The 17,497-nt window shown below is 36.6% G+C and carries 16 protein-coding genes; 5 read left to right on the top strand and 11 right to left on the bottom strand.

Translation table 11 applies throughout. From position 1 onward, the window contains the following. Positions 1-28: 28 nt before the first annotated feature. A complete protein-coding gene (locus tag EZ449_RS05125) occupies positions 29-1,954 on the bottom strand; it encodes a sialate O-acetylesterase (protein ID WP_131556894.1) in 1,926 nt (641 codons plus the stop codon). 119 nt (positions 1,955-2,073) lie between these two features. On the opposite strand from EZ449_RS05125, the gene EZ449_RS05120 reads away from it, so the two are divergent. After that, on the top strand, positions 2,074-3,726 hold the full coding sequence (locus EZ449_RS05120; RefSeq protein WP_131556893.1) for a glycoside hydrolase family 43 protein: 1,653 nt from the start codon (positions 2,074-2,076) through the stop codon (positions 3,724-3,726). A gap of 313 nt (positions 3,727-4,039) precedes the next feature. Here the strand turns inward: EZ449_RS05120 and nagB are convergent, their stop codons facing one another. Then, positions 4,040-5,965, bottom strand: coding sequence for a glucosamine-6-phosphate deaminase (gene nagB, locus EZ449_RS05115; RefSeq protein ID WP_131556892.1), 1,926 nt, complete (start codon positions 5,963-5,965; stop codon positions 4,040-4,042). Between the two features lie 153 nt (positions 5,966-6,118). Between nagB and EZ449_RS05110 the strand changes: the two genes are divergently transcribed. Continuing rightward, positions 6,119-7,315 (top strand): anhydro-N-acetylmuramic acid kinase, encoded by a 1,197-nt coding sequence (locus EZ449_RS05110; RefSeq protein WP_131556891.1) that lies wholly within the window; start codon positions 6,119-6,121, stop codon positions 7,313-7,315. Positions 7,316-7,318: 3 nt separating this feature from the next. Here EZ449_RS05110 and EZ449_RS05105 read toward each other — a convergent pair whose 3' ends face one another. The 3 genes from EZ449_RS05105 to EZ449_RS05095 all read right to left on the bottom strand — a co-directional run bounded on the left by EZ449_RS05105 (position 7,319) and on the right by EZ449_RS05095 (position 8,900). Beyond that, complete coding sequence (locus tag EZ449_RS05105; protein ID WP_131556890.1) at positions 7,319-8,065, bottom strand: DeoR/GlpR family DNA-binding transcription regulator; 747 nt, start codon at positions 8,063-8,065, stop codon at positions 7,319-7,321. A gap of 287 nt (positions 8,066-8,352) precedes the next feature. Further along, a complete protein-coding gene (locus tag EZ449_RS05100; RefSeq protein ID WP_131556889.1) occupies positions 8,353-8,565 on the bottom strand; it encodes a hypothetical protein in 213 nt (70 codons plus the stop codon). Further along, on the bottom strand, positions 8,565-8,900 hold the full coding sequence (locus tag EZ449_RS05095; RefSeq protein ID WP_131556888.1) for a hypothetical protein: 336 nt from the start codon (positions 8,898-8,900) through the stop codon (positions 8,565-8,567). The genes EZ449_RS05100 and EZ449_RS05095 overlap by 1 nt, the downstream gene beginning before the upstream one ends. Positions 8,901-9,142: 242 nt before the next feature. Between EZ449_RS05095 and EZ449_RS05090 the strand changes: the two genes are divergently transcribed. Continuing rightward, positions 9,143-9,511 carry a hypothetical protein gene (locus EZ449_RS05090; protein WP_131556887.1) on the top strand — a complete coding sequence of 123 codons (369 nt, stop codon included), beginning with the start codon at positions 9,143-9,145 and terminating at the stop codon, positions 9,509-9,511. Between the two features lie 717 nt (positions 9,512-10,228). Here the strand turns inward: EZ449_RS05090 and EZ449_RS23450 are convergent. Continuing rightward, positions 10,229-10,468: a helix-turn-helix domain-containing protein gene (locus tag EZ449_RS23450; protein ID WP_131556886.1), complete on the bottom strand. Its 240-nt coding sequence runs from the start codon at positions 10,466-10,468 to the stop codon at positions 10,229-10,231. A 91-nt stretch (positions 10,469-10,559) separates the two neighbouring features. On the opposite strand from EZ449_RS23450, the gene EZ449_RS05080 reads away from it, so the two are divergent. Next, positions 10,560-10,892: a hypothetical protein gene (locus tag EZ449_RS05080; RefSeq protein WP_131556885.1), complete on the top strand. Its 333-nt coding sequence runs from the start codon at positions 10,560-10,562 to the stop codon at positions 10,890-10,892. 104 nt (positions 10,893-10,996) lie between these two features. Here EZ449_RS05080 and EZ449_RS22585 read toward each other — a convergent pair whose 3' ends face one another. From EZ449_RS22585 to EZ449_RS05065, 5 genes are all read right to left on the bottom strand, one after another. Further along, positions 10,997-11,134: a hypothetical protein gene (locus tag EZ449_RS22585; protein ID WP_165499702.1), complete on the bottom strand. Its 138-nt coding sequence runs from the start codon at positions 11,132-11,134 to the stop codon at positions 10,997-10,999. Further along, positions 11,135-12,061, bottom strand: a complete 927-nt coding sequence (locus EZ449_RS05075) for an IS1595 family transposase (protein WP_131556884.1) — start codon at positions 12,059-12,061, stop codon at positions 11,135-11,137. A 350-nt stretch (positions 12,062-12,411) separates the two neighbouring features. After that, positions 12,412-12,615 (bottom strand): hypothetical protein, encoded by a 204-nt coding sequence (locus EZ449_RS05070; protein WP_131556883.1) that lies wholly within the window; start codon positions 12,613-12,615, stop codon positions 12,412-12,414. A gap of 31 nt (positions 12,616-12,646) precedes the next feature. Next, positions 12,647-12,814 (bottom strand): hypothetical protein, encoded by a 168-nt coding sequence (locus EZ449_RS22580; RefSeq protein ID WP_165499701.1) that lies wholly within the window; start codon positions 12,812-12,814, stop codon positions 12,647-12,649. A gap of 12 nt (positions 12,815-12,826) precedes the next feature. Beyond that, positions 12,827-13,783, bottom strand: a complete 957-nt coding sequence (locus tag EZ449_RS05065) for a hypothetical protein (RefSeq protein WP_131556882.1) — start codon at positions 13,781-13,783, stop codon at positions 12,827-12,829. 246 nt (positions 13,784-14,029) lie between these two features. Between EZ449_RS05065 and EZ449_RS05060 the strand changes: the two genes are divergently transcribed. Continuing rightward, entirely contained in the window at positions 14,030-17,497 is a 3,468-nt protein-coding gene (locus EZ449_RS05060) for a SusC/RagA family TonB-linked outer membrane protein (RefSeq protein WP_131556881.1), read from the top strand.

Below are 17,497 nucleotides of genomic sequence, written 5' to 3'. Positions count from 1 at the left end.
TCCCTTAAATTGTTAAATCTTTTCGCTTTTATTTTACACGAGCTTCAAATGGTGAGGCAGGCAAACCATTTGCATTATATAGATTGGCGCTTTCGGGATTATCTGCCCACGCATACCGAACAAATATTGGTTTAACAACCGCATCGTTCCAAACGAAAACCTTATCTCCGTTAATAGTCGCTTTTGCCCACACAAACTTCTTGTCAGCCCCAGCAATCAAAAAATATTTAAGTTTGGCATTTCCTTTTGCTATTAGCCCTTTTCCAACATTATCAAAGCTTAAAATTAATTTTTTGCCATTAGCGGCTATGGATTTAAAGCTTGGGCCAGTAGGAACAACTTTACGATCACCATAAACTAGATATTCGGCTTGTAAGGCTAATCTTTTACCTACATCTTGTTTATTTAATGGATGAATATCGTTCCATTCACCTAAATCTATAGCGACAGCCATTGCCGTATTTTTAACAGATAATAAGTTGCGTTGCTGTTCTCTTAATTCTGCCCATCCGCTTTCGGTAGGAATAGATTTCGCATCCATGAATCCAGGTAACTGAACATATAAAAAGGGTAGGTTTTCATGATGAAAAGTTGTTCTCCAATCTTTTAATAAGACATTCATTAAGTCAAAATACTCTTTTGAGTTTCCTGTATTGGACTCACCTTGGTACCAAAGTGCAGCTTTAATATTCAGGTTTTTTAGTGGTGCAATCATCGCATTGTATAAGCCAGCAGGTTTCCATCTAACAAAGGTTTGCGAGGGAGCGGGCTCCATTTTTGCACCCAATTTATATTTCCACTTACCACGTAAATCAATAGTATCTTGATCGGTAATGAGTTGATAATTCTTATCCTGAACAAAGCCGCCATTGCCAGAATTATTAACTAAACGAACGGTGATGGAGTTTTTTCCTTCCTTTAAAATTCCAGCATTAAAAAGGTATCTCCTTGGTGGATATTGATAACTGGTTGTGCCCACAAATTTACCATTAATAAATACAGAATCTGAATCTACAATTCTGCCCAAAATTAATTTAACGGATTTTCCAACCATAGATTTTGGTACAATTACTTCTTTTTTAAACCAAACCACACCATTGGTTTTTCCTACCGAGCCGTCTGCCCAATAGCCAGGCACATTCATTTCACTCCAATCGCTATGATCAATATCAGCTTTCCAATTATTTTTCAAACCCCCGTCTTTAAAGTTTAATTCTGCATACCAAGCATTGGATAAAGCCTGATCAGCAGCTTCGATCTGCTTAATTAACGCATCATCCTTAAATTTTTGACTTTCTGCATAATATGTTGGAAAATCTTTTATCGCGGTTTCACTCATCCATGCCTGTGCTGGCGAACCACCAAGAGCTGCATTAATTATCCCCACCGGAACATTGTATTTTTTGTTGATCTCCAAAGCAAAAAAATAGGCCACTCCAGAAAAATCTAAAACCGATTTTGGATTAGCAGATCGCCAAATACCACTCGAAAAATCTTTTCTTTGTTGTTTAAAATCATATTCATCAGGAACTATAAACTGTCTGATATTTGAGTTTGTACTATGGGCGATCGCCGTTGGATATTTATCAATCAGCCTACCCATCGGCAATTCCATGTTCGATTGACCGCTGCAAATAAATACATCACCAAATAAAATATTTTTCAACTCTATTTTATTGCTAGCTGTGAAAACCATCTGATAAGGACCACCAGCTTTTTGTGGCGCAAGTTTAATAGACCAATCACCGTTTTTATCAGCATTGGTTTGATAAGTTTTATGATTAAAATCTAATGAGATATGTTCATTTGGCGCAGCCCAACCCCAAATTTTTGTGGTATCATTTCTTTGCAAAACCATGCCATCGCCAATCAGTTTAGGTAATTTGATTTGTGCAGCGCTTACCAAAACGCTCAGAGCGAAAGCAGTGATTAATACGAATCTCTTTTTATCCATTTTTAGAATAATAAAACTTTAGAATATCCTAAATTAAGAAAAAAAATAGGTTCTGCAATCGGCTGCATTTTTAATTTTGATTTTCTACCTTTCCTCAATTAACCAAATAAAAACTTAAAATGAGAAAGCTATTAGTGCTATTTTTATGTTGTATAACCTTTGCTGTTTCGGCACAGATAAAATTTACCAATCCCATTCTTTCTGGCTTTTATCCCGATCCAAGCGTAACAAAAGTTGGTAGTGACTATTATCTGGTTAACTCCACATTTTCCTACTTCCCTGGAATACCTGTTTTTCACAGTAAGGATTTAAAAAACTGGAAGCAAATTGGCAATGTGATCAATAGGCCAAGTCAGATGAATTTTTTAGGTGATGGTGTATCAAGAGGATTATTTGCGCCTTCAATTAACTGCTACAAAGGGATTTACTACGTTACCTGTACCTTAATTGATAGAAAGGGGAATTTTGTTGTCACGGCTAAAAATCCTGCTGGACCGTGGAGCGACCCTGTTTGGTTGCCACAAGTGAAGGGAATAGATCCATCATTGTTTTTCGATGCTGATAAGGCTTATATCGTTTACAACAGTGATGCGCCAACTAACAAACCGCTTTATGACGGACACAGAACCATTCGCGTTTTTGAGTTTGATCCAACAACTTTGAAAGTAGTAGGCGAAGAAAAGCAATTGGTAAATGGTGGGGTTGATATCAGCAAAAAACCGGTTTGGATTGAGGGTCCACACATTTTCAAACGTGGCGAATGGTATTATTTATGCGCAGCTGAGGGCGGAACTTCTGTTAACCACTCGCAAGTTATTTTAAGAAGTAAATCGGCAATAGGCCCATACATTGCTTATGAGAAAAACCCAATTCTAACACAGCGTGATCTTGATCCGAATAGAAAGAACCCAATCACTTCTGCTGGTCATGCTGAATTAATTGTGGGGCCAGATGGAAATACTTATGCTGTATTCTTAGCGGTTCGGCCTTATGAAGGCATTTTTTACAATACCGGCAGAGAAACCTTTATTGCACCCGTAAAATGGGTTGAGGGTTGGCCAATTATTAATCCTGATAACAAAGAAATTAAGTACAGTTATACCGCAAATTTTAAAGAGGTAAAACAAAGAGATGTTAGGCCTCAAAGTGGTAACTTTTCCTATCGGATTAATTTTGTAGAAAAGCTAGATCCTGCGCTTCTCTTCCTCAGAACTTTGGGCACAAGTTGGTATAAGATCAGCAAGTCTTCAGGTTTAACGCTAAATCTATTACCCGAAACCTGCATGGGGAATGGGAATCCTGCCTTTATTGGTAAGCGTCAGCAACACCTAAGTTCTAAAACGAGTACTGAACTGGTCTTTGATGCGACAAGTGAAAATGAAAAGGCTGGAATGGTAATTTTTCAAAGTGAGTATAACTTTTATTATTTGTGTAAATCTGTTTCGAATGGAAAGCCTGTTTTGCAGCTATTTAAAGGAAACAAGGAAAAAAAGGATATGGATTTGATCGCTGAAAAAGAGGTTGGTATGAGTAAAGTATATCTTCAAATTGAGGCGAAAAAGGATAAATACAACTTCTATTATGCAACTAAGCCCAACGATTGGAAACTCCTTCGCGGTGGTGTGGATGGAAAATATTTAAGCACCAAAGTTGCTGGTGGTTTTGTGGGCTCACTTTTTGGGTTGTATGCAACTTCATCTGGCAAGGAATCAAGTAATTCAGCAAGTTTTAAGTGGTTGGATTATTTGGGGAATGATGAGGTTTATCGATAAGGCTCTTGCTTATTGAGTGTTAGTTCAGCTCGCAATCCCGACTAACGAAGAGTTTGCAATGGGATCGCTAGAAAATCCAGCCTATTAGCAAAAGCCTTAGTAATTAAACCCGACAATCGCGGCAGCCTCCCATTTTTTCAATCGGAGCTATAGCAGATGGCGGGACGAAATTAACCCAAGCAATACTGACATAGGTTTCCAAAAAAAATTGAAGTCTTCCCCCCAGGAGCCTCCGAGACTTCGCAAGTTAATTAAACCAAAAAATCCCTTGCTCTTAAACCAGAACAAGGGATTTGTTTTTGATAGATAATTATTAATCTTCGAATTTCCAGCGAACAAAAGCTTCCATCGCTTCGTATTCTGCAAGTCCTAACTCATCGTAAGCTTTCGCTGTTTCCCGATTTCGATCTTCAGCACGTTGCCAAAATTCCCTTGCATCATCGCCAGGAAAAACAGCTCTGTCTTTTTGGCTTTGGTGTTTGAAGATTGCATTTCTCTTGCGCTCCAATTCTTGAGGGGAAATTGGTACAGCCATTTCAATTTCATGTGTCTCGAATTCATGCCATGCACCGCGGTACATCCATAACCAGCAATCTTGTGCCCAAGCTTCGGTTTTGCGCAAACGTGTTAATGCCTCCAAAATAATGTTAAAGCAAACGATATGCGTTCCATGAGGGTCTTCGAAATCGCCAGCAGCAAAAACCTGTTGCGGCCTAACTTTTTGCAAAAGCTCTATCGTTAATTCGATATCTGCATTGGTTACTGGATTTTTTTGATTCTTACCACTTTCGTAAAATGGAAGTGCCTGGAAATGGATGTGATCATCTGCTAATCCGCAATAGCGAGCACCGGCAATCGCTTCACCCTTTCTAATCAATCCCTTAACAGTCTGTATTTCTGGTGTATCAATCTGGTTTGGTTTTTTCTGCTCAATAAAGGTTCTCATCTTGTTATAGAGATCTTTCAAGTGCGTATTATCCATTCCCATTTTCTCAGTAAAATCTACATTAAATTCTACAAAGCGCAGGGCATCATCATCCCAAACCGCAGTATTTCCAGAAGTTTGATAAGCCACATGAACATCATGTTTTTGATCAACCAAACGGATAAAAGTTCCACCCATAGAAATAACATCATCATCTGGATGTGGAGAGAAAATAATCACCCGTTTTTTCGCAGGCTCCGCTCTTTCCGGACGTTGAGAATCATCGGCATTTGGCTTTCCGCCTGGCCAGCCCGTAATGGTATGTTGTAATTTATTAAAAATGTGGATGTTGATATTATAAACTGGGCCCTTTTCGGTTGCAAGTTGCGCCATCCCATTGTTATTATAATCATCTTCAGTTAGCTTTAAAACTGGTTTATGCAGGGTGTTTGCCAACCAAATTACCGCCTTACGAATTAAACTATCCGTCCAAACGCAATCTTTAACTAACCAAGGAGTATCAAAGCGGGTTAATTCTGAAGCTGCAGGAGCATCAAGAATAAATTCTACATGTTCAGAAAGTTGTAGGTAGGTTGCCGGCACCTCGCCAGAGATCTCTCCCTCAACTGCCTTTTTAATAATAGAGGCCTTTTTACGACTCCACGCCATCAAGATAATCTCTCTGGCCTTGAAGATGGTGCCGATACCCATGGTAATCGCCTTGGTTGGTACAAAGGTTTTTCCTCCAAAATCACGAGCCGCATCTCTACGGGTTAAATCATCTAAAGTAACTAAACGTGTTCCAGAATTTGGCGCAGAACCTGGCTCGTTAAAACCAATGTGACCAGTACGACCAATACCCAAGATCTGGATATCAAGTCCGCCAAGATCGCCAATCTTTTTTTCGTAGTTCAGGCAAAATGCCGGAATATCCTCTAGTGGAAGCGTTCCATCTGGGATGTGAACATTGTTCTTGTCAATGTCGATATGATCGAAAAGATTTTCGTTCATAAAGGTAACGTAACTTTGTGCCGCCGTTGGCTGCATTGGATAGTATTCATCCAAATTGAAGGTAATTACGTTTCTAAAACTTAAACCCTCTTCTTTGTGCAGTCTTACCAATTCGGCATAAACTGCAATTGGGGTAACACCTGTTGCTAAGCCCAGTACTGCAGGTGTGTTGCTTGCTTGTTTAGATTTAATGAGATCGGCAATGCGATGTGCCACATTAATTGAAGCAATTTTTGGATTTTCGAACACGCTCACAGGGAGTTTCTCGAAACGTGTCTCCTCCAGTAGATTTAATCTAGCCATTTTTTTTGTATGGTTTTTAATGTACGGAGCAGTAAAGATAGAGAGTTATGCCCAATTTCTAACAAAGGTTATTTACTTTTATTGCAAGTATTTACATAAAATCCTGTTAGGGGTGCAAACAAACGTTTGATCGTTTTTAAATAAAATCAGAATATGAATCTTCAGATCCAAAACCTATACTCGAGGGCCAATAAACCAGAGCGATTAATTATTGGCTTAATGAGCGGAACCTCCATGGATGGATTGGATATTGCACTTTGCTTGGTAAAAGGAAGTGGAATAGAGACTGATATTGAAGTGCTTGAATTTAAAACGGGTGATTATACTGATGATTTCAGAGCTAAAATAAAGGCCATTTTCTCCAAGAGAAAGGTCGATTTGGAGTTGGTTTGTTTAATGAACGAACACATTGCAAACATCCATGCCGCTTTGATTAATGATGCGCTGAAAGAATGGGGCTATGAAAACGAGGACATTGATTTTATTGCAAGCCATGGGCAGACGATTTTCCATGCGCCAAAATCGCTCCACAAAATGGATGATTACCCCAATGGAACTTTGCAAATTGGAGATGGCGATCATATCGCTGTGAAAACCGGAATTATTACGCTGTCTGATTTTCGGCAGAAGCATTTGGCGGCAGGTGGTGAGGGTGCGCCGTTAGCTGTTTATGGCGATTATTTAATGTTTTCGAAAAAGAATGAAGATAGGATAATGCTTAACATTGGTGGTATTGCAAATTTTACCTATTTGCCGGGTAGTCTTAGCGCTGATCAGATCTTTTCTACGGATGTTGGTCCTGGGAATACCTTGATGGATCAATTTGTACAAAAACATTTCAATCAGTTTTATGATAAAAATGCGGCTATTGGATCAACTGGGAGGTTAAATGAAGATTTGCTGTCAGCTTTGCTGGATTGCGATTTCTTCGAGGCTGATTTTCCGAAAACTACAGGGCCAGAATTATTCAATTTAGATTATTTGATAAACGCCCAGAAGCATTCCTTCACAACAAAAATTGCGCTTGAAGATGTAATGGCGACACTTTGCCATTTCTCTGCCGAAGTAATTACGAATGCAGTTAAAAAATGCTTTGGAGAAAGGGCTAAAGCACAGGTTTTTATGAGTGGCGGCGGAATGCACAATCCTCTTTTGGTTCAGCTTCTTAAAGCCAAACTTCCAATCTCAAAATTTTTAACCACTTATGATTTAGATATTAACCCTGATGCTAAGGAAGCAGTGCTTTTTGCGGTTTTAGCCAATGAAACGCTTTGTGGTGAGCCGATGGATTTTGGGAATCGAAAAGGTATTCCATCAGTTTGTATGGGGAAAATTAGTTTGCCTAGCTAGCAATTACAAAATATTAATCTCTTTTGTGTTGTATGCATTCAAAAGCTGATCCTGCTTGTTTAGCTCTGTTATCAAATAACTAATGTTTTCTATTGAGCATACTTTTAATCTTAGCGTGATATCTAGTTTCTCGGAAATACACAGTACAGCGGTATTTTTTGAGCAGGCAATCATGGCTTTCTTTAATTGGTTAATTTCCCAATCGGTATCGGTTAAACCCTCTTCTGGGTGTATGGCACTTGTTCCCATTAAGCATAAATCCGCCTTAATTTCTGAGAGTTGATTAATAACATGCCCACCGTATGTAATCTGTGAGTTTTTCGAGAAAAGCCCACCAATAAGGATGACCTCTACATTATTATATTTAGATAGTTCCACAGCCACCAAAGGACTAATGGTAAAAAAAGTAGCCTCTATGTTTTGAGGAAGCTGTTTAACAAACTCTAAAATTGTTGTGCCACCGCCAATTAAAACCACCATTCCATCTTTTACCAAAATAGTCGCTTTTTTGGCAATGATGATTTTACTATCCCTTGCGTAAACGGTACTATCATCAAAAGAGCTGTGATACGATTTTGAGAGGGCGCCGCCATGGACCTTAAAAAGTAGGCCATCTTCAACGAGCTCCTGTAAGTCTCTTCTAATGGTATCTTCAGAAACTGTTAACAGCTGCACCAAATCCGATGTGAGCACACGATTGTGAAGATTAATCTGTCGCATTATAAAATCATGGCGTTCTTTTTTTAGCATATTCTGTTTGGTTTATGCGAATGTAAAAATAGTTTTCAAATATTTGCGTGTTTGTGCGGTTTTGTAATATTAAATTTTGCTACCTAAGGTTAAATAGTTTATTAAATTGTCTCCATTGTAAAAAACAAGGCGACAATATAGCAAATTACCCTTACCTATATAATCTGTGTTTATTCGCGATTTAACGCATAATCAAAAAGGAGCTTATTTAAGGCTCCTTTTGCTTTTATAAAGATCTTGTAAATGAATAGATTAAAGTTACTTTAATCGAAAACTTGTAGACGCATCTATCCAACATAAATCTGAGGTCTTTTTAAAGGCTTTCTATCATAGTATTCGACTTCAAATAAGTAAAACTCCTCACTATAAAAGATGCCGTCCTTAACATATCGTGCAAGAATTTTTGTTTCATTATTTAATACTACAAGTAAATCAGTAGTCTTGTTAAGAAAACGATGTCTAACAAAGTCCCCAATTTTAATTTCCTTCTGTTCTTCCATTATCTATCGGTATTATTTGATATTTGATCTAAGTTAGAGTTAACCTCCCTCAGTGCACCTTCTATATTTCGGAGACTCTCCCTAAGTGTTCTAAATCCCTCATCCATTTCTGTTACTTTTCCATTTACATCATCTATCGCTTCAACAATAGACGTGTTTGTATCATCATTAGCGTCGTCATATTCCATTAAAATATGATATTGGATATTTGAATTGTCTTCTCCCTCGGCAATTGTAGTAAATGATTTTACTAGCCACCCATCTTCAGCTAACGCATTGAGCTTTTCTTCCAGCTGGCTTGGCCACACATCTTGCAATAACTTGTATTGTTTCATAATTACTTAATTTTTAATTGTTTATAATATTATCAAATATAGAAAAAACAAAGAAACTGAAAAGAGAGAATAAAGGAATTTAAAAGAGTACACGTAGGAAAAGATATAAAATGTAATTAAATAGAAAATAGATATTAATTAAAGTTGTAAACAATTACCAACAGGATGTTTAAAAAAATTACCACAAAAATATTTACACAGTCGAAAGAATTTTTTATATTTGCTTAAAGATATCTACTACTATGGAAATTGAATTCATAAAAGCTAATACTTCAAGGACAAAACCTAAGGCTACTATACACATGACAGGAAAGCTTGGCTTTAACATTGAAGCGAGTACATTGATGGAGATAGAAAACAAAAAGAGCTTAATAATAGGGAAAGATAGGAATGATGCAGATAGATTTTATTTATTCGAGTCAGAGGAGGAAGGAGCAGGTAGAGTAGCAAAAGCAGGAGAATATTATTATCTAAATCTAGGTAATGCATTCGACCTACTCGAAATGGACTACAAGAAATATACAATAATGTTTGATGTATCTAAGTCGACATATCAAGATAAAGATATATATGTGTTAAAAAAGAGAACGCCTAAAGAAAGAAAAATTTAAAAAATGGATATAGGAATTAGCAAGATTTGTCAATATTTTTTATGGCTATTAGATTTGTTTTATACAAATCTAATACTATCTTTGCCTTACCATTCACAATTTAAAAGTTTCATTTCTGCTTTCTCTCCGACAGTGAAAGAGAAAAAATATTCCCGAGCTCCTCAAGAAGCTCGGGTTTTTTATGGACCAAATCTTGGGAGGTTTTACGGTTGCTTGTACCTTAATCTAAGTGCCAGAAAGGAGGAAGCAAAGTGGAACAATTTAAAACAGTGAATGGTAAATTATACAAACTAGTATTCTCTAAGTTTATTACCCGTAAGGGCGTGAGAATTTATCACCCAACTGGCGTTTTTTGCTTTTGGGTAGAAGTAGTATAATTCGTAATCTTAAAGTGTCGGAGCTTTAAGTGCAGATAGGTTGGAGTTGGTCTTCCAGCCTATTTTGTTTTAATAACAATTATTAAACACAATGGTTTTCTTTTTCTAACGGGCTTATGACCTCTATATAAAAGCCATCTTTGATCGGAAAGATCATTTCTAGCTTTACTCTTAAATCTATTAGCAAATCATTAAGCCAGGTTGTTCCTTTTACTTCCATTGTATTTTCATTAAAGTAACAACGTATGCCGTAAATTTTACCAAGATGTGTAAATGTAGGTTCTTCCATTTGAGACTGCAAAAGTAAGTATTTATTTTTGTTTCTTAAAGCTAAAAAGAATTATTCTAAATTGCAACATCTAAATAGGTCGTTGGCTGTTATTTCTAGAGCTTTAACAATTTTTAACACTGTAGTTAACTTTGGATTTATCTTTCCCGTCTCAATCCTGTAAATCTGAGATAGTTCGATCTCAGCCAAATTTGCAAGTGCTTCCATTGAAAGATCTTTCTCCTTTCTAATTCCTCGAAGATTCTTTCCGAATGCTTCTAGTTGCTCCTTTTCATCTGACTCTGATAACATTAGTCAAATGTGCTGTAGATGCGCAAATATTATTTAGGCATACGTGCCTAATTTTAGTTTTATTATTTAGTTTTAGCGAAAACTTTATATTATGAAAAAACTCTCTTTTGCATTATTAATAGGTATGCTTTTTAGTTGTAAATCTGGTCCACCTAGATCTAAGCGAGACACAATCCTTTATGACAAAACCTATCTTATCTTTTTCAATAGCACTGTTTGGCAGGACGGTTCAGAAACGCTTAACTATGAGATCTATAAAGTAGATGGTAGTAGAGATAAATTTGCAAGCGGCAAAGCAGGAATTACCGCGAGTTCAGTTAGATTTCAATTCGAAAATGAAGATGACATTGAAAAGGCGATTAATGGCTTCAAAAGCAAATATCCTGATTCTCGCATTTATTTAGACAATCAGCTTAAAGATTAAACAGAAAGAGAGGGCACATTACAACCCTCTCTTCTTTCTGCTTTACAGCAATTTATTTGAATTAGTAAACTAAAGATCACATTATCAATTTAGTTGCCAAACTATTATTTTTCTTTCTTAGGCTTTCCTGCTTCTATAATCTTATCTACCGCTTGTTCCATTGAAATGCCATAGAATGGATTAGTGATTTCTTCATCCTTTTCCTCCTTTGGCTTAACTTGCTTTGCTTTAGCTTTTTTCATTTATTTTCTAATTAGTGTATGATATTTTAATCTGCAGTTAGCAAGACTAAGCATCATTTCCATTCTTTCACCCTCACCAACTTTCCTAGTATTATATCTAAATACACTTTCATCAACATACTTTTGTAGGTGAACTCTTGATGCTGAGTGGTATATTCCAAAGATAGAACGTTTTAACTGACTCCAAAAACCTTCAATAGAATTTGTATGAACATTACCAATAACATATTGGCCTGCACCGTGATTTACAAAGCTATGTGAAAAGATTCTTTCAAGCTTATTATAACCACCCCATTCATCAGTCATGATAATAGACTTACTTTTCACATTTTCAATAATGATTGGTTGCATTACCTTAGCCGATGTATTCTCAACAACTTTTGCAGTTAATAATCCATTACGTTCCAACATACCAAGTACTGGTGTTTTGTCCTTGAAACTTCTTCCTTGCGAATTTTTAACTTTCTTATTTAAATGGCGGTTTTTATTCTTTCCTCCAACAAAAGTTTCATCGAGTTCTACAATTTTATCGTCTCCCAAAAGCTGGAAACTACCATTGCTAAATGCAAATCGAAGCCTATGCAACATAAACCAAGCTGTTTTCTGCGTTACTTTTAGATCTCTTGCTAACTGATGGGAAGATACCCCTTTCTTGTGCGAGGTAAGTAAATAAATAGCTATGAACCATTTTTTAAGTGGAACTTTTGAACCTTCGAAGATGGTCCCAACCTTAACAGTAAATTGTTCATCGCAATCTTTATCAGCACATTTATACTTACCGCTTTTTAGAGCATAAGTTTTAACGTTGCCACAATGTGGACAGGCTCTATTACCTTTCCATCTTAATTCTTCAAGATGTTTTACAGCTGTTGCTTCGTCTTTTAAAAACTCTACTAATTCAAATAAATTGGTGTAGTGTTGTTCCATTTTCTTTTTGGTGTTTTCTCGATCTTGTAATGTTAGACTAAAGGTCCAACTATTAACAATGGGGTCCACCATTTTTGTGAAAAAACTTGCAAGAAAGTACTGTGCCTAATTGGAATCACAGTTTTTTACTATCGTATTAAATGATTATTTTTGAAGAATGGAGAGAGTTACGAGCCCTCTCCTTAATCGAGTAATCTAAACTCACTTGAAAAAGTTTAAACAATTCATGAAAGTCAGCAATGGTCTTATTTCACTTACTAACTTAATTTTGAAGATTATCGATCATTTGTGATGATCAGAAATCAAAGGGCTGTTAACGCAGCTCTTTTTCTTATTATAAATGTCAGCTTTTAAGTATTAAGAAACAACTGAATCCTACCACCTTTTTGTTGATCGTACGGAAGATTATTCTTAAGTCCGCTAATTGGAATAAGTGAAACGTTAAGCCAATGCTTTCTCCAACGAGTTTCGTAATTTGTGATTAGCTCGTTGATTTGTTGTTCTAACTCTTTCTTTTCTTTTAGAGCTTTGTTTTTGATTTCTGATTCGTGCATCTGGTAAACTTCCGACTTTTACGGTAGCAAATTATCTATGCGGAGTACAATTCGCTTGATTATTTCTTTCTAATGTTGACTTAATTTTATTCATTAAGTCTTTTGTTTCATTTCGCCTATCAGCATCTGCATGTTTGATTTTTACTGCAACCTGTTGCCAAACACTTTTGTCGTAGGCACTTTCTTTGAGGTTTTTCATGATGCAAAAATATTAAATTATGTTGGAGGGAACTAATTTATGTCCAGAAATCCACTCAAACCCTCTTTCTTCGTGGATAACTGCTAGTCGGATTAAACCACCAACTGTCGGTATTTTTTCGGTATACACTTGTATATCCATTACAATTTTAATTAATAATGCTGCTAAGTCTAGAGCTTCTTGCAAACTCAATTGTCTGAATTTTATAGAAAACATATCATCTAAAACAGTTTTCTGCAAAAACTCAAAATCTTGTATAGAGTCTACTAATTTGTCTTTCTGCTCACCTTCTAAATTTAAGACCTCAATAACATGTTTAATAAGTTCATCTTTTACAGAACCAATTTTCTCCACTAAAGATCCGAAAATTAATCGTTCAACAAAATTGTTTTGTCCATCTGTAACAATTCCTAAATGAGATTGTTCGGCAAATGTTATAAGATCTTCTGCCTCTGGATTGAAATTATCTTTATCAATAGCACTAATTTTAATAACGTAAATTTGTGGCGTATTAGTACTGAGATTAAAATTTGAAAATATCAGATCAGTGGGAGTTAAATTTCTAGTTTGTGCATGTTCAATTACTTCCGCTTTTAAATGACTACAAAATTCTGTTAATACGACCTCCAATTCCTTAGCATTATGAGCATCATTTTCAGTATCCATATTTGCGGAAATTGATTTTACTATTTCCTTTATTTCCTTTCCATTGATATACACAGCTCCAGTAAACGTAATAGCTGAATATTTAGAAAATCGAAATAATTTATCTACATAATTTCTAGTGTAAGAAGGTTTTTTTTCAAAAAGCTCGATTAATTCTTGGATTGGAATATTGTTTTTATCATTGGCCTCAGCAATATAATCGAGAAATGTCTTTTCATTTAATGAATGCTCTAAGGTTGTTCCGAAAGAATCCGCTACTATTGCTACGCCCTCCTTGGCTATAACACTTGCTATAAAAGTCATGTTGAGATTGAGTTAATTTATTGACAATATATGATTTTTAAATTGAACACAAATATTATTATAAAAATAACTTTTGAAATTCAAATCATCTCATAAAATCACTAAGGGTAATTTGCTATATTGTCGCCAAAAACAATTATGATATTAGCTAAATAATATATATAAAATGCGTTATTGTGCGTGTTTTGGCAAACGACTAATAATTAATCATCTTAACTAATTCATTTCATCCTAAACAGGCAGTTTATGAAAAAAAAACTACTATTAACTATTCTTGGTACGTTTTTGTTGCTGGCTCACGCCGTAGCGCAACAAATAACCATTACCGGTAAGGTTTCGTCAGAAGATGGGCCCATACCTGGAGTTTCCATTCGAGTAAAGGGAGGCTCAACTGTTGCGCAGACAAATGGAGATGGAACTTATTCTATCAAAGCATCGAACGGTGATGTATTAGTTTTTTCTTATATCGGTTATGTAACAGCCGAGAGAACTGTAGTGACAAACGCTACTGTAAATGTTAGCTTAAAAACGGATTCACAGGGCTTAGATGACGTTGTTGTTGTAGGTTATGGAACTCAACGTAAAGGTAACTTAACAGGAGCTGTGTCTACAATCGATGTTAAGAAAACGTTAGAAGGTAGGCCTATTGCTGATGTTGGTAGAGCACTCCAAGGCGCCGCTTCTGGCTTGAGCGTTACCGTTCCAAGCGGAGAAATTGGCTCAGATCCCGTAATTAAGATAAGAGGGCAGTTGGCCTCATTTGCAGGGGGAAGTTCTCCGTTAATTTTAGTCGATAATGTAGAAATTCCTAGTATTCAATTGGTAAATCCAAACGATATCGCGTCAATAACAATTTTGAAAGATGCAGCAGCCTCGTCTATTTATGGTGCAAAAGCCGCTTTTGGAGTAATTTTGATTACAACTAAACAAGGATCTGGATCTGATAAGCCTTCTATTAATTATTCAAATAACTTTTCTTTCCAAAATGTATGGAAAGAGTTAAAAATGGCTGATGTAAATGGCCTAAAATATACAGTAGATGCATCCGAACGTGTAGGCATTACAACACCAACAGGTGCGTTTTACTATGTTGATAGGGCTAGTTATGAAAAAGCTGTAGCTTGGAAGGAAAAATACGGAAGTACAATTGGGCCTGATGATCCAACGGTATTCGGTAGAGATTGGTATGTGCAAGGGGCAAACCAAAAAATGGGCGTTAGAACTTATGATCCTTATGACTACATGATTAAGGAATGGGCGCCAACTCAGCAGCATAACTTATCAATAGGAGGTACTACAGGAAAAACTTCGTACAATTTGGGTTTAGCATTGTTAGATCAAAGTGGTATGTTAAAGCCAGCCAAAATTGATAGATTTACCCGCTACAATGCGTCAATAAAAATTTCGAGCGAGATAAATAAGTATTTGACAATTCGTGGAGGAGCCTTATACTCTAGACGGAATAAACAATATGCTTATGCAACTAATTCAACAACTGCCGATCCATGGTTATATCTATACCGCTGGAGCTCATTATATCCATTGGGAAATGATGAAAATGGCGATCCGATTCGTAGTCCTGAGAGTGAGGTTGCTGCTGCCAATACAGCAAACATATTGTTGAATTATGCTAATGTGAATTTAGGTTCTACCGTAAACATCATGAAAAACTGGAAAGTTGATTTTGATTATACTTTCACCAATCAAAATGAAGATTGGAAAAGGCCTGGAACGCGATTTACTGCTAGAAACTCTTGGGTTGCACCTAAAGCTCGGTTAGATGGAAGTGGAGCCCCAGTATTTGTAAACGATCAAGGGCAAGTCGTTTCCAGTACAACCCCGGGCGCTATTGCTGCTTATGATTTGTCTTTGGATATGTATACAACACCAGGCTCGAGTCCAGATCACTATGTTAGAACGGCTACCAATTTCTTTATGCATACAATCAATGCTTTTACAACTTATAGTTGGAATATTAAGCAGGATCATGACTTTAAATTTATTTTAGGATTAAATCGTGTTGCATCAACTACCGAATCTCAGTTTGGTATGATTACCAATTTAGCAGATATTATCAATCCACAGTTTAAGTTTGGTACAGGTATACAAACTGTTCTTCCCTCATCAACTATTATGGGGACCATTCCGGGTGGCGTTAGCATTCCAGGGTCAGACAAAAGATGGGAGGCCCAATTGGGTTATTTTGGCCGTGTAAACTATGCGTTCAAAAATAAATACCTTGTTGAAGGAAACCTACGTTATGATGGTTCTTCTAAATTTCCAACAGATTTACAGTGGAGGTGGTTTCCATCATTTTCAGCGGGTTGGGTAGCGAGTGAAGAGCGCTTTATGGAGTGGACAAAGCCTGTATTGAATATGTTAAAATTTAGAGGTTCATGGGGTTCTATTGGAGATCAAACAGTGCCCAATGGCTTATATATTGCTACAATGCCAAGTGGGCAATCCACCTGGATTGGTGCAAATGGGGCAAAAGTAAACTTTGTAGGTACACCAACTGCGGTTGCTGCAGATATTCAGTGGCAAGATATTGTAACTACAAATATTGGTGTTGATGCAACACTTTTAAGGAATAAGTTGAATGTTTCTTTTGATGTTTTCCAAAGGAGCACAAACAATATGATAGTTCCTGCCGAAGGTATTCCATTAACGTTTGGAGCAGGAGCCCCTCAAGGAAATTACGGCTCATTAAAGACTAGAGGATGGGAGCTAACAGTTGATTTTAATCACAGGTTTAAAAATGGTTTAGGTATTAACTTCAAAGGAAATATCTCTGATGCTAAAACAAGATTGACAGCTTATGGCTCGGGTACACAGGTTACTGGTAACTACAATGGAAAAGATATAGGAGAGATTTGGGGATACCGTACAGATAGATTGTATCAAACTAGTGATTTTGAATTAGATGGCGCAGGAAAACCAATCTTAATAACCTTAACTTCTGCAGAGAGTAGGTTAAATGCAGGTAAGCAGGCATACAAATTAAAAGCCGGATCTAACGGTGAAAAACCAGTATACCAACCATTTTTACAAAACTCAGCCAACTTCCGCTTCGGTCCTGGCGATGTTAAGTTTATGGATGTAAATGGCGATGGCGAAATTAGTAACGGCGATGGAACATTGGCAAATCACGGAGATTTAGAGGTAATAGGAAATATGAACCCGAGTTACGAATATGGATTTAGATTAGGAGCAGATTTTAAAGGTGTTGATATCAGTGTTTTTTTTCAAGGCGTTGCAAGTCGCAAAATATGGGGAGCTGGATTTTTAGCTATTCCAGGATTTAACTCTGCAGACGGGGCAATGCCAGAAGCAATTGCAGGAAACTACTGGACACCCCAAACGCCAGATGCATTTTATCCTGCAGCATATAACAATGCCGCTAGCGGTACAACCAATAACATGCAAATTCAAGATAGGTATTTACTAAATATGGCTTATTTGAGACTTAAAAACTTAACAGTTGGCTATACTTTTCCTCAATTATTAACTAAAAAAGTTGGCATAAGCTCATTAAGGGTTTATTCGGCATTAGAGAATTTCATTACTTGGGATCATTTAGGTGATTTACCAATCGATCCTGAAAGTGTGAGTGGTTATTCACTCTGGGATCAATCGAACTACAATGGTGGCCGTACTGGAACAGGAATTCCAGCCTTTAAAAGTCTTTCTTTCGGTATTCAGTTGAATTTTTAA

The sequence above is a fragment of the Pedobacter frigidisoli genome (assembly GCF_004331675.1).
GTDB classification, from domain to species: domain Bacteria; phylum Bacteroidota; class Bacteroidia; order Sphingobacteriales; family Sphingobacteriaceae; genus Pedobacter; species Pedobacter frigidisoli.
Note: the sequence above shows the minus strand (reverse complement) of the source record. Positions and strands in the feature narration are given on the sequence as shown.